Here is a 14,232-nt window from a genome sequence, read left to right as displayed (position 1 = left end):
TTTTGAAGAAGCATTTTTTCAGCAAAGCGTTATGTTACTGGATTCCACGAAACTGAAAGTCTCCCTGTCCTAAACATGTACTATCAGCGTAGCTCCCGCTTTACTGGAAATCAATTCCACGGTCTGTTTATTTTAAACCATTAATTATCAATCAATTATGAGATTCTGCTTGCCAGTCCTGCTCCTGCTCTGTTTTACACAGGCAACGGCCCAGCGAACCCTTATCAGGGGGAAAGCCACGGATGACAAAAACAATCCTTTACCCGGAGTCAGCATCATGGTGAAAGATACCCGCAACGGGGTAGCCACCAACGAAGATGGCGTATTCTCTATTTATGTGGCCGACCCGAAAGCAACGGTACTACGGGCTACCATGACAGGTTATGAAACAAAAGAAATGGCGCTGAACGGACAAACAACGGTTCAGTTTTTATTAACGCCTTCACCTATCAATTTAAAAAATGTGGTCATTGCGGGTGCAATGGGACTTAACAGGCAAGCCAAGTCAATAGGCTACGCCACGCAGGCGGTGAATCCCAACAACCTCACCGAAGCGCGCGACCTGAACATCGTGAATGGCCTCGCCGGTAAAGTGGCCGGCCTCCAGGTAACTACTACCGGTCAGCCCGGATCTTCCAGCCGCCTTATCCTGAGAGGGGAAAACTCCATGACGCAAAATAATCAGCCACTATGGGTGGTGGATGGCGTGCCTATCAACAACGACATGGGCGATGGCAGGGATAACCTCGACTTTGGCAACGGCGCCGCCGATATCAACCCCGACGATGTAGAGTCCATCCAGATCCTGCAGGGACCCAACGCTGCAGCACTTTATGGTTCCCGCGCCGCCAACGGAGCGGTACTCATCGTTACCAAAAAAGGAAAGATCGGCGACGGTAACCTCGGTATCGCCATCAATCAGAATACGCTCGTGAACTCCATCGCTGAATTCCCCGCTTACCAGAACGTATACGGCGAAGGCGCTAATGGTTACCTGGTGGGCAATGGTAACAACATTGTTACCGGTACCGATGCGGTACGTATGGGCCTCAACGGATCTACCTGGGGAATGCCTATGCTGGGCCAGCCCTACAACGACTTTAGCGGCAAAAGGGTGGAAGGAGGTTATTCGCCACAACCCAATAATATCACTTCCCTCTATCAGCCAAGCATCACCAACAGCTCCGGCATCTCTATCAACAAAGCAGATGAGTTGTCGTCGTTCCGGCTGTCGTATATGTTTACCAACAGCAATGATGTACTGAAAAACCAGAACATCATCAAGAAGCATAACGTTACGCTCAACGCCGGCCGTAAACTCGGTAAGTTCCTGAATGTGGAAGCCAGGGTGATGTATACCAACCAGGACACCCGGAACCGTACCTACCGTAACCTGGACCCGTCCAGCCCGATGGCAGCATACGTGTACATGCCCCGCAGCGTAAACATCAACTCGCTGTCGCCATGGACGGATGCCTTTGGCAACTCCGTTACCTTCGGCGCAGTAGGCAGCGTGGAAAATCCTTTGTGGATGATCAACGAAAATGAAAACGAAGACAGGTCCCACCGCTTGCTGGCAGGTATAACGGCTACGGCTAAACTGACTAACCACCTCAGCTTCCGCTTAATGGGTTCGTCAGATATAAAAATGGCGAGCTACTATCAATACAGGGAACTGGGTGGGCTCCGGACACCCAACGGATTTTATTCCAACTCCTCCCAAAATAACCAGATGTGGGATTACCAGGGTATGTTCATGTATAATAATAAACTGAGTAAATCCATCACCCTCACTGCCAACCTGGGAGCGGAATACGTAAATAACTACAACCAGTTCAGGGGCACCAGCATTGCTTCGCTGCTGGTACACGATATGCCCAGCATCCAGAACAGTACGGCGTTTCCGGCTGCAACGGAGTCATTGGTGCGTTCTAATGTGCAATCGGTTTATGGTAATGCTACTATTGCTTACCGCGACTTCCTGTTTATTGATATCACGGGTCGTAACGACTGGTCGTCCACGCTGCCCGTTAACAACAGCTCGTTCTTTTATCCGTCTGTCAGCGGCAGCTTCGTGTTCTCTAACTTCCTGCCGAAAAACAGTTTCCTCAACTATGGTAAGCTGAGAGCATCCGTAGCGCAGGTAGGTAACGCCGCGCCGCCACAATCGCTGATCACCACGTATCCTTACGGCGGATTATTTCTCGGTAATCCCTATCTCAACTATGGTAATAATAACCAGTTGAACAATGGAGAACTAAAGCCCGAAAAGACATTATCGAGAGAAGCCGGCGTGGAACTGGCTTTGTTTAAAAGCCGTATCCAGTTTACCGCTAACGTATACCAGTCTAACACCACTAACCAGATTATCCGTCCGCAGATACCAACTGAAACCGGCTTCTCCACCCGTATCCTCAATGCAGGCGAAATGCAGAACAGGGGAGTGGAGCTATCGTTGAACGCAGTAGCCCTGCAAACAAAAAAACTGAGATGGAATGTGATGGCCAACTGGTCGATGAACAGGAATAAGGTACTGTCGCTGGTTCCTAACATCGACCGTCTCAGTTTGGGTACCAACCTCGGCGCCACCGTGAATGCTATTGTAGGCCAGCAGTACGGCGTACTTACGGGCAATGCGCCGTATAAAGTGCGCGATACGCTCATCGTGAATCCTTCCAATGGCAGAACGATCCCGGATCCCAATGTAGTGCTGGGCAACTTCCATCCCGATTGGATCGGATCATTCGGATCTGCTTTTAAATATGGCGCCTTCGATCTTTCTGTACTGTTCACCGTAAAATGGGGCGGCGTTATTTACTCCGCTTCGTATGGCCGCGCCAACTTCGCGGGTAACACCATTGCCAGCTTATACGGCCGTGATGAATTCCTCATGAGCAACGTGATCCTCGGTGAAAACGACCAGGAAAGGATGGGCGTAGGACAAGCCACCAGCAAGGGTAACACGGCCTACAGCGATGCAGACAGGGCCAAAGGCGCCCGTTATGAGGAAGCCTACTTCCCGCTCACAGATGCCTCCGGTAAAACTATTCTTGATAAAGACGGCAGGATGATTCCCGGTAAAAAAAGCGGTATCTGGATGAACCCAACTACCTACAATTCAGATATGGTGCTGAACAACACGCCTGCCATCACTTTCAACGCGTCTAATATCCGCCTGAGTGAATTGATTTTTGGATACGCTGTTCCGGTAAGGATCTTAAAAACAACACCAGTGAAATCTGCAAGGCTTGCATTTGTGGGCCGCAACCTGTGGACAATCTTCAAACATACGCCGCAGGGTATTGATCCGGAAGCAGCCAACACCACCGGAAATGCCCAGGGTATTGAGTCCGGCGGATCTTTCCCTTTCTCTATTTATGGATTTGACCTGAAAGTAACTTTTTAAATGTGTATCATGAAAGCAGTATATATCCTTTCTTTAATAACGATCATGTGCTGGGGCTGTACCCGGGATTTTGAGAGCCTGAATGCCGATCCCACACAGTTCACAGAAGCCGCGCCGGAAGCCAGTATCCTGGCGGCAGTAAAAAATATGAATGCCCGCATGGCCGATTATAACACCACCAAATACTGGGATCTTGGTCACCTGCTTTGTCAGCAGGCAAACAGATATGACGTAACTGATGCCGGGATGTGGCAAACATTTTACCAGGGCGTACTGGGCAACCTGAACCAGGTATTGGTAAACTATAGCAGCGATACGCTTTATAACAACCGGGTACAGGTGGCGCGGATTCTCCAGGCATACGCTTATTCCATCCTGGCGGGCAACTACGGAGCAGTGCCGCTGTACCAGGCCAACAACCCGGAATATCTGTCTACCATTATGTTTGAGAATGAAGATACCGTTTACAGCTATGTACTCACCACGCTGAAAGATGCGGCGGCTAAAATTAAACTGAACGGCGACAAACTCAAATACGACGCCGTGTACAACGGCAGCCTGCAAAACTGGATTAAGTTTGCCAATACCATGCGTCTGAAAATTGCGATCCGTACACAAAAAAATATGGGCGCTGCCGCAAGGCAACACATCGCTGATGTAATGGCCAACGAAGCCAACACTATTAACTCGGAAGCAGAAACGGCGAAAATGAGTTTTGAAAATGTGAACGGCAACGAAAATCCTTACTTCATCAAGTATATCAAATCCAATCAGTACTTTCCATACGCACCTGGCGCTACCGGCCAGGCGCCTAAGCTGAGCGAGTTCCTGTTCACCGTGTTCCGATCCTATAAAGATCCGCGGCTGAGCGTTTACTACGACACGGTGCCCACGGCCAACCGTTTTATCTTAACAGATACGCTCACCAGCATGGCAGACGATTCCCTGAGAGTAGTTACTTACCCGATTCCTTATCTTGGTCAGCCGAAAGCAGGGACCAAGCTCGCAGGCTGGACAGCCCTCGCCGGATTGCCCGATATGGTGGGTACCTCCAATATCAACAGCTACTCCAATGCCAATCCTATCATCTACCAGGTGGGCCGCCCCCTGATCATGCTCTCTTATGCAGAAACATTGTTTCTGAAAGCAGAGGCTGCTCAAATGGGACTGGGAGGAAGCCAGAGTGCGGAACAATATTACTACGCCGGTATTGATGCCAACTTCGCCTCCTGGAATATCAGCACTACCCTCCGCGATGAATACAAAGCACGCGATGGTATTAAATGGAACACCACCGGGATAGGGTTTAATAATTATCTCAGTCTCACCAACGCCAATATCTCCGCCGATCCTTATGTGAAAATATGGGTGCAGCGCTGGCTGAACTATTTCCCCGACGGCGGCTTCGACTGCTGGTGCCTGGAACGCAGAACACGCGTGTTCCGCCTGCCGCCGCATACTAACCCCGGAGGCAACTCTTCTTACTCCGCCAACCCAACGTATTCGGATGTGCCGGGAAGAATGTCTTATCCCATTTCCGTAGTAAACTTAAACCCCGTGGGCTACCAGAGCGCATTGAAAGAACTGGGAGTGAGCCGTACCGACGACTATGATATTTACCAGGAACTGCATTTTGCAAAACCTTACACCGTGCCCGACTGGAATAATGAGCCGGCCAGCTACGACTACCGCTTCATCCAGAAATGGTATGGCAACAACATACAGGATCTGGCTGTCGCCGCACAAAGGGATGGATTCAGATACGTGATCACCCAGACTTATCATCCTTAAAAAATCAATATCATGAAACGTGTTTATATATTGGCAGCAGCCGCTTTCCTGTTGCTCAACGCCTGTAAAAAAGATCTTACCGGTCCTTCTGTGGATGATAATATCCTGAACTACGATATTGAAGAAATACCGGTAACGGAGAATTATGTGGTAGGCGCTTTTTATACATCTTTTGGCGGATGGAACGCCAACATTAAAGAAGTGCCGGTAGTAGGAAAATACGGCATGCCCAACGGTGTGCTCACCCCGGGTATCATGCCCAAACATATTGCCTATGGCGTAAAAGCGGGCCTCGATTATTTCGTGTTCTCTTTCCGTTCTCCCAACAGGGACGCCAATAATTTCAGGTCGGATTCCACTTTGATCCGTGGCTTCATCGACAGCGACGGGGAAGGACAAATGAAATTTGCGATGTCGTACAATTTCAGCACCGGCACCTACGGCGGCATCAGCGCCAGTAATCCCATCGAGAAGGATAAGCTCAAACTGGCGCAGTTCTTTGATGATTTCCGCAGAATTGTTCCTTACCTGAAAGATGCGCATTACCAGAAAGTGGGCGACAAACCATTGCTGTATATCCAGAACGCACAAACGCTGTTTTCCGATAGCAATAAAGCTATTTATGATACGCTGAGAAGCCAGCTGAAAGCGCTGGGCGTGGAGCCTTACATTGTAGGGATGCAGGACCGCTGGACACCGCCTGCCCGCTATGAAATCCGCTTCAAAGGCTGTGTGGATGCTATTTATCACCAGTCGTTCAGCTCACAGATCAATAACTGGGACCGGTGGTACCTGCTGCCGCAGATGATGGACCAGAACTGGAAATATTCAAAGGATTATTTTGATAAAAACTTCGGGGTGGATTATGTGCCTAACATCACGCCGGCCTATAGCTGGAAGATCAACACGCCCACCAGTACCAACCCGGAATACCCTCGTACGGACAGCGGCGCCATGTTTATAAAATTGTGCAACGTTGCCAAAATGAATGCCAGCAGCAAAACACGGCTGATCATGATAGACGGATGGAACAACTGGACAGAAGACTCACAGCTTGAACCGGCGGAAAGTTATGGAGAGCGCTATCTTAATATCGTAAAAAAACAATTCAAGAAATAAGAATCGTGGAAGATTCACTTTTGATCCTGTAATAACAGAAGGGGCTGCGTCACAGCCCCTTATTCCTTATCTATATAGGCTTGTAATTTTTTCTGAACTTCTTTGCTGAAGTAATAATAGCCGTATTCACCATTTGCTTCTACATAATCGAGCAAATGCATTTTGTCAGCAGGCAATATTTCTTCCTCCATGATGGCAAAAACATCGTCTCCTTTTATGCCATAGGCGATTCCGGTATATGAAATCAGGTTGATCAGTTCTTCAAATTCAAAATCTGTATGCTGATTGCCATCGATACAAAAAACAGCCCAGCCGGAATCCTTACGCAAGGCTATGTATTGCGATTTGAGGTATTTCATTTCGGAGTACTCAGGTAGCAGTATCCATTTGCTGAAATCACCGGTGGTAAAGAACAAGCCGGTTTGTTTATTGGCGGTAACTTTACAAAAGTTGAAAGACACATGCTCCAGGCGTTTGGGAAGCTCTTTAATGATGGAGGTGATTGGCTCATCGGTAATGGGCCGGAGATCTTCTATTAAGTCAAAGTTGAAATCCAGCACTAATCCCTGTGGGTACTTAAACAATCCCTGTTTATCATTTTTACTCACCAGGAATGCGTATCCCCAGGACTCTATGATGGCGGTATAACCGGCTAGTAATACTTCTCCGGTGGAGGATAATAAAATATTATGTGATTGATGTTGATGTTTTAAAATTTCGAAGATAAAAACCTCCTCACTAAAATTTCCACAATGATATATAGATCTCCTTTTAACAAAGGCAGGATCGAATCTGCCTAATAAAACAAACTGATCAGAGAATATTAAATGACTATCTTCTCCTTCTTCTGCAATAACATAAAATGTTTCATCTTCCGAATCTTTAATTTCATGCTCATAATCAAAAGGTAAAACTACCTCGCCGCTGGCATTTATTACACCATATTTCCCGTTCAATTTGGCTGTCCAGTAGCTTCCCAGGGGCATTAGAGATGACAGGTCATCGTAATGCGGCGGCAGTTTAACGTTTCCGTTTGGCTGTATCAGGCCATATTTACCGTCCACGTTTACTACCGCATATCCGCCGGTAAAGTCATAGGCGTCGGTATAAACCGGGTGGACAATAATTTTCCCGGACTTATGTATATAGCCATACCTGCCGTCTTTTAACACAACGGCGATGTCTTCGTCCTCATTGAAACCGTAAAACTCATCGTAAAAAGGCTCCACTAATATTGCTCCTTTCTTATCTTTCAGACCCCAAAGTCCATTCTCTTCAAAAATATCTGCCTCCTCTGTGATCTCCTGGTCATAAATATGTTCAAGGCCGTAGTCAAAGCCGGGGTAATTCAGCAGCGTTCTGAAATCAGGGAGTCCGGACAGTACCTCGCCCGCAAATGCAGACGTTGCCAACAGCGAAATATCATCTGCGTCTATTGCACGGTTTATTACGGTGTTATTATGGGCGATAACCGCTAACAGTTCGCTGGCTTGATTTTGATGACTTTCATCGCTCATATTAAAAACATCCCAGGCATCCACATGAAAGTAAGGCTGGCTTAACTTATCCAGGTATTGGAATAATTTTTCTTTGGCGATACTGAATTGTGCTGCATCATCTATCAGTTCCGACTGATGGCTTTCGATGAAATTATAAAACCGTTTAATGTTTTTGATACCATTTTCCGCATTATAATAAAGACCAAAATTTTCCGGGTCGGTATGTGTATTGTAAATGTTGCCTGCTACAAAGCCGCTGTCTATCAGCAGGGGCTGCAGCAGCAGCGGAACTTCGTAGCCCCACTCCATTACCATTACATCGGTATGCTGCATTGCTGATGGGGTGGATATATTATAGATGTAAGCTCTGTGAGACATAATAAATTATTTCAACAATAAAAAAGGACCTTGTAAAAACTCCAGAGCGTTTAGCTGCTCCGAAAAAGTTAGTACAAAGTCCTTATAAATAAAAAAATAAAATCAGTTACGGCTTAAACTCAAGCCAGTCCAGCGTAAACAAATGCTGGTCTGGTTGCTGATCTTTGCTGAACACAAAGTAAAGATCGCTATTACCGGCTGGCGCCTGTACCGGTGCAGTTACTTCTATAAATTTATCCCAGCTGCCGGTGGCTTTGTAGGCCAGTTTGCTGATCACCGGACCGTTCACGCTGCCGGTATGAATTTCCAGCACGGCGTCTTTGTCGAGCGATGAATAACGGTAAGTTACTTTATGGATGCCTTTCAGATCAATGTTCCTGAATACAAAGAACGATTTATTATGAATGGCTCCCAGGAAGTCAGCTGAACGGTTGATGTTGTTAACGGAGTCCGCATCTTCTGCCTGTACGCGGAGGGAGCGAAGCAGTAAGAGGGCGCTGCCACTGAGCGGGGAGGCGTTGCCGCCGCCATCAGTGTATGTGGCGGCCAGTACATAGGCGCCATATTTTTCTTTGCCCAGGTGATCTTTCAATGCTACGCTGCCGGAAGCGGGCAGGCTGCCTGCCGCCTGTGGTGTGCCCAGCGTGAGAATGTATTTCACAATTTGCCCGGCTTCATCCACAGAGAGTTGCGGGTGTGCCGCCATAGAGTGTTCTCCCCAAACGCCACCACCGCCTTTAATGATTTTGGCAGCAAGATAGGCCGGCGCCTTTGGATCTTTCTCATAGCGTTTCGCCACCTGTGTAAAGGCGGGGCCTACGGATGCTTTATCTACCTGGTGACAAGCCTTGCAATCGCTGCCTTCCATCAGCAACTTACCCGGATGCGCCGGTACAGTGGTGATGAGCTGGTGTCCTTTCTCTGCTTTCGCTTTGCTGCGCGGAATGTAATGCAGGCCGATCATCAGCTGTTCGTTGTTGATAGCCGGATCTTCCTTGTCAGTAACGGTAACGGTATAATGCAGCGGGCTGTTGTCAAAATAGAAAGTAGTGTTATCCGTGGTGCTGATCTTTACTTCCGGTATGGTGTTACCCACGCGGATAGTAATGGTATCGGTGCTGCTGGCGCCTTCCGGATCGGTTATTTTCAGGATGGCATGATACACACCGTTCTTCTGGTAAGTATGTACCGGCGCGGAATCTGTTACCGCAGCGGTTTCATCGCCAAAGTGCCATTCGTATTTCATCGCCTGTCCTTCGTCAAAATCGTAGCTCTTGTTGCTGCTGAAGTTTACTTTCATGGGTGCGGTACCTGCGGTATCCACCGTGGTGATAGCTGCTACCGGTGCGCGGTTGCCGCCGTTGTACGAAATGCGTACCAGTCGCGCGTCGTCATTGTCGATACCATATACAGAGCCATACTCCAGTATGTACAGGTCGCCCCCTTTACCGATGGCCATGTCTACCGGGCGTCTGAAGTCGCCGTTGGTTTTCATGAAGGGTTCCATTGATTTAAAGTTCTGCTGACTGTCCAGTCGCACGGCATACACCCAGTTACGCATCCAGTCGTAAATAAATAATGCGTTATCATACCATACGGGTAAACCGGTGGGAGAGGCGGTGGCTTCATTATAATGGAATACCGGTCCGGCCATTGCACAGCGGCCGCCGTTGCCCAGTTGCGGGAATACGGCAGACGAGTCGTATGGATACCAGATCATGGCCTTTTGCGCTGGTGGCAATACTTTCAGCCCGGTGTTGTTTGGTGAATTATTTACCGGGGCTTCTGCTTTGAAAGGTGCGCCGATGGTTTTGGTGGCAAAATCATATTGCGGGTATACTTTATTATCGCCTACTACAAATGGCCATCCGAAGTTGCCTGGCTTTTTTGCCTGGTTAATTTCATCATATCCGCGTGGTCCCTGGTCGCTGTCTTCGCCTGCATCCGGGCCTACTTCACCCCAGTAAACAATACCGGTGGCAGTGTCTACCGACATGCGGTAGGGGTTACGGCAGCCCATTGCGTATATTTCGGGGCGGGTGCCGGCTGTGCCTTTGGGAAAGAGGTTGCCTGAAGGAATGGTGTAGCTGCCATCCGGTTCAGGATGGATACGCAGTACTTTTCCGCGGAGGTCGTTGGTGTTGCCGGCAGAGCGTTCTGCGTCAAAGGTGATGCGGCCGGGAATTGTATCTATCGGCGCATATCCGTTGGAGGCAAAAGGCACGGTGTTGTCGCCGGTTGAAATAAAGAGGTTGCCGTTGCGGTCCCAGTCGAGCGAGCCGCCGGTATGCGCGCTCACTTCCAGTTCCAGCGGGATGGTCAGTAATACTTTCTCGGAAGCTACAACCAGGGAGTCTTTCCCTTCCAGCGTAAAGCGGGATACCTGTTGTGCTGCCGGGAGCTTATTGGGTGTATAGTAAAAGTAGATATAATGATTTTTGTCGAAGCCCGGATCGAGGGTAACACCCAGTAACCCGTTACCAAATCCTTCCTTTGTATCGGGAAGTACCGGGAACGTATATACGACTTTGGTGGCCTGGGTGGCGGGGTCATAGTGATACAATTTACCGCTGCGTTCAATAAAATATACGCTGCCATTACCGGCTACGGCCAGTTCCATCGGCTCATTGAGGTCGTTGGAAAGAATGGTTTTGGTAAAACGGTTGTCTTCCGGCGCTTTGGTAGCTTTGCTTTTGGTAGGATGGTCGCCGCATCCCTGCATAATTAATGTCAATCCGACAATAAACATGGCCGGGAGTTTCCGCGTGCATAACTTGAACTGTTCACTCATGTAAGGTGATTATGGATTTGATTAGCGGGGCACAAAATAATAGAATATTGTATTTTTTTTTCTTAAAGATGGATGAAAGGAAATAATATAGGATAGCCATATCGTTTTAAAGATCAGGGAATGTTGGCTAATTTAATATCAGAAGAGAAAGGGAAGTTGTCATTTTGTGTGCTGCTTCCGTATATTTGAGGCCCACATTATTCAGGCTGGTAAATTGAAAAGATGGATCTGAACGAATTTAAGCAATCCTTACAGGATGTGCATCCACCCAAAAACATATCGGTATACCTTGAATCCCTCTGGTACGAAGGAAAAGGTAACTGGAAGAAGGCGCACGACCTGGTAGACGATCTGCCGGGAACCGATGCTGCGAGGGTACATGCTTACCTGCACCGGGTAGAGGGAGATCAGGGAAATGCTGATTACTGGTATCGCCGGGCAGGAGCAACCAGGCCCTCCGGTACCCAGGAACAAGAATGGGAATTACTAGTGATCCAACATTTAAAATGACCGGCAACTAACAGTTACCGGTTGCCAACTTAGCGTGTACATTTTACATTTGTCATTGATTATTAGGCTATAAAAAAGCACTAATTTGTTTATTATTTGTATATTCCACGTGGCTTTAGATCAACAAATATTAGACAATCAGTTATTTTAGTTTTTTAGCGGAGTATGTGGAAATTTATCCTTTTACTGTTTTTATCTGTTCATCTGATTACAAATGCTGGTTATGCTCAATCCTATGGATTACGCTTTTCTAGTCATGAAGTGGTGCAGGAAAGAAGAACAACGCTGAACTTAACTTCATCTGGTCCGCTGTGTTTCAAAAAAAACGGAGAAATATCATTCGATCTGAACTTCCTTCCCTATAAAGAAACCTATTTCGGATATGTATTAAGGATCATCGCCGCCAATAACCAGAATATAGACCTGGTATATAACCAGAAAGAAAGAACCTTTAACTTCCTCATCGGGGAAAGCTTTTCCCGTGCATTTGCGATCGACTCAATCGCCCTCTTCGGCGGGTGGACGCATATTACCATTCATTTCGACCTGGAGCACAATGAAGCCGCTATCTCGGTGAATAATAAATTTATTGCCAAAGGCCCCGCAAAACTGGGCAACCCGGCATGTACCCGCGTGTTCTTTGGTACCAATACCTACGAAGGTTTTCAAACAGTGGACATCCCGCCCATGAACCTCCGTAACATTGTGGTGAAAGAAGGTGGGCATACCATGTACAACTGGCCGCTCTCTGAAAACGACGGCAGCAAAGCCACTGATCAGCAGGAAGGTAAAACTGCCGTGATCCGCAATGCCAACTGGATAGGACCGAAGCACCGCAACTGGAGCCTGCTCCGGAGCTGGGAAATAAACGGCACTCCCAGCGTAGCTTTCGACCGGGAGAAAGAAGTCCTCTATATTGTATCTTCCGATTCTCTCTATAATATCTCGTTTAAAAATGAACAGCAACAGGGCATCCGCCTGGCGCAGCGCCTCGATAGCCTAATGCCGGGAAACCAGTCGGTGTACAACCCGTTTCTCCATAAACTCTTTAACTTTTATATAGATCAGCAAAAAGCAGGCGCCTACGATTCCGCTACCCGGAAATGGGAGATCAACTACACGCCAGATTTGCTCACCGTTTACTGGCAGGCCAATAAATTTATCTCCCACCCGGATTCTTCTCTCTATATCCTCTGCGGATACGGACAAATGCAATATAAGAATACCGTACAGCGCTATCATTTTGCTGATAAAAGATGGGACTCTGTACCCACCACCGGCGAAAGGCTCACACCCCGGTACCTTGCTGCGGTTGGTGCTACCAGCAGTGGCGACACGGCCTATATTCTCGGTGGCTATGGCAGCAACAGCGGCAACCAGGTAGTAAATCCCCGTCATTATTACGACCTCATGGCCTTTTACGTGAAAGACCATTCCTTTCACAAAGTGTTCCAGCTGGAAGAACCACCCGTGCAGTTCTGTTTTGCCAACAGCCTGGTGATAGATCCCGACACGCAAAATTATTATGCACTCATCTTCCCTGACGATAAATTTAATACCACTCTCCAGTTGGTGGAAGGCTCTCTGAAGGCGCCACGGTTAAAGCCACTGGCCAATACCATCCCATATTTCTTTCATGATATCAAGTCGTTCGCGGACCTCTACTATTGCCGCGACAGCAAAAAACTGGTGGCCGTCACCTTGTATACTTCAAAAGACAATATCACGGAAGTAAAGGTATACACCCTTGAGTTTCCGCCGGATGCAATAGTGGCGGATAATGCCAGTCTTACGAAATTCTCCGCCTGGTACCTGCTGCTGCTTATCCCGGTAGCCGGCATCGGCATTTTCCTGTTCCTGCAACGCCGCAAAAAAGTAACGCCGGCACGGACAGCAGCAACGCCGCTTCCTCCGCTGCCCGTAGTGATACCTGAAACCACTACCGACGAAACCGCACCGGAAGAGATCATTGCAGAGAAAAAAGGAAACATCTATTTCTTTGGTCCGTTTGAAGTACTGGACAAAGAAGGACAGGATATCACCAAATTCTTTACGCCGCTGCTTAAAGAATTATTCCTGCTGATAGCCATTAACACCATCCGTTCAGGAAAAGGTATTTCATCCGACCGGCTCTATGCTACCTTGTGGCGCGATAAGTCCAGTAAGGAAGCGCAGAACAACCGCTCCGTAAATATGGTGAAGCTGAAAGCCATACTGGATAAGCTGGGCGCCTGTGCTTTTGTAAAAGAAGCCGACCGCTGGAGCCTCCAATACTCCGTTGCCGATATCGACATGGACCTGGCCGGGTTCCAGCAGCTGCTGCATTCGCCGCGCCCCCTGCAAAAGCAACCTGTGCGCGATCTGCTGAAGATCCTCCATCGTGGTTCCTTCCTGCCCGATACCAATTACACCTGGCTGGACGATATCCAGTCCGAAATTTCCGGTGCAGCCCTCGATATCCTTACCGAGGCCGCCAACCAGTTCAAATCAGATCCGGAACTCCTCATTGAAATCGCCGACAGCATCTTCCTTTTTGATCCCATCAATGAAGAAGCGCTCCGCATGAAATGTAGCAGTCTTGTATCACTGGGTCGTCATTCACTGGCCAAAACCGCCTTCAATAAATTTGCAAAGGAATACCTCCACATGTATGGGGAAGAGTTTCCGCAGTCCTTCACGGCTTACTCCGGCGATAAGTAGGCGATTTTTTACTTAATTTTTTTCAGTTAGTGCATTAT

Annotated in this window: 7 protein-coding genes; 5 read left to right on the top strand and 2 right to left on the bottom strand. The window is 48.0% G+C overall.

Annotated features, from left to right (window positions below; all coding sequences use genetic code 11):
- Positions 1 to 157 precede the first annotated feature (157 nt).
- The 3 genes from B5Z18_RS01320 to B5Z18_RS01310 are packed head-to-tail and all read left to right on the top strand — an operon-like array spanning position 158 to position 6,316.
- Positions 158 to 3,406, top strand: a complete 3,249-nt coding sequence (locus tag B5Z18_RS01320) for a SusC/RagA family TonB-linked outer membrane protein (protein WP_079467611.1) — start codon at positions 158 to 160, stop codon at positions 3,404 to 3,406.
- 9 nt (positions 3,407 to 3,415) lie between these two features.
- A complete protein-coding gene (locus tag B5Z18_RS01315) occupies positions 3,416 to 5,197 on the top strand; it encodes a SusD/RagB family nutrient-binding outer membrane lipoprotein (protein WP_159454139.1) in 1,782 nt (593 codons plus the stop codon).
- A gap of 12 nt (positions 5,198 to 5,209) precedes the next feature.
- Positions 5,210 to 6,316 (top strand): glycoside hydrolase family 99-like domain-containing protein, encoded by a 1,107-nt coding sequence (locus B5Z18_RS01310; protein WP_079467609.1) that lies wholly within the window; start codon positions 5,210 to 5,212, stop codon positions 6,314 to 6,316.
- A 59-nt stretch (positions 6,317 to 6,375) separates the two neighbouring features.
- On the opposite strand, the gene B5Z18_RS01305 is transcribed toward B5Z18_RS01310, so the two are convergent.
- Positions 6,376 to 8,193: a WG repeat-containing protein gene (locus B5Z18_RS01305; RefSeq protein WP_079467608.1), complete on the bottom strand. Its 1,818-nt coding sequence runs from the start codon at positions 8,191 to 8,193 to the stop codon at positions 6,376 to 6,378.
- 106 nt (positions 8,194 to 8,299) lie between these two features.
- A complete protein-coding gene (locus B5Z18_RS01300) occupies positions 8,300 to 10,984 on the bottom strand; it encodes a PQQ-dependent sugar dehydrogenase (RefSeq protein ID WP_079467607.1) in 2,685 nt (894 codons plus the stop codon).
- A gap of 222 nt (positions 10,985 to 11,206) precedes the next feature.
- Here B5Z18_RS01300 and B5Z18_RS01295 point away from each other — a divergent pair, with 222 nt between their 5' ends.
- Together B5Z18_RS01295 and B5Z18_RS01290 are read left to right on the top strand one after the other, a co-directional pair.
- A complete protein-coding gene (locus tag B5Z18_RS01295; protein WP_079467606.1) occupies positions 11,207 to 11,494 on the top strand; it encodes a hypothetical protein in 288 nt (95 codons plus the stop codon).
- Positions 11,495 to 11,659: 165 nt separating this feature from the next.
- Positions 11,660 to 14,194, top strand: coding sequence for a hypothetical protein (locus tag B5Z18_RS01290; protein ID WP_079467605.1), 2,535 nt, complete (start codon positions 11,660 to 11,662; stop codon positions 14,192 to 14,194).
- The last annotated feature ends 38 nt before the right edge of the window (positions 14,195 to 14,232 follow it).

This window comes from Chitinophaga ginsengisegetis (genome assembly GCF_900168065.1).
Taxonomy (GTDB): Bacteria; Bacteroidota; Bacteroidia; order Chitinophagales; family Chitinophagaceae; genus Chitinophaga; species Chitinophaga ginsengisegetis.
This window is presented reverse-complemented; position numbering and strand designations above follow the sequence as displayed.

What these genes read in the sequence shown, in the direction of transcription:
- B5Z18_RS01320 (WP_079467611.1), top strand. Translation starts at nt 158, where the DNA reads ATGAGATTCTGCTTGCCAGTCCTGCTCCTGCTCTGTTTTACACAGGCA.
- B5Z18_RS01315 (WP_159454139.1), top strand. Translation starts at nt 3,416, where the DNA reads ATGAAAGCAGTATATATCCTTTCTTTAATAACGATCATGTGCTGGGGC.
- B5Z18_RS01310 (WP_079467609.1), top strand. Translation starts at nt 5,210, where the DNA reads ATGAAACGTGTTTATATATTGGCAGCAGCCGCTTTCCTGTTGCTCAAC.
- B5Z18_RS01305 (WP_079467608.1), bottom strand. Translation starts at nt 8,193, where the DNA reads ATGTCTCACAGAGCTTACATCTATAATATATCCACCCCATCAGCAATG.
- B5Z18_RS01300 (WP_079467607.1), bottom strand. Translation starts at nt 10,984, where the DNA reads ATGAGTGAACAGTTCAAGTTATGCACGCGGAAACTCCCGGCCATGTTT.
- B5Z18_RS01295 (WP_079467606.1), top strand. Translation starts at nt 11,207, where the DNA reads ATGGATCTGAACGAATTTAAGCAATCCTTACAGGATGTGCATCCACCC.
- B5Z18_RS01290 (WP_079467605.1), top strand. Translation starts at nt 11,660, where the DNA reads ATGTGGAAATTTATCCTTTTACTGTTTTTATCTGTTCATCTGATTACA.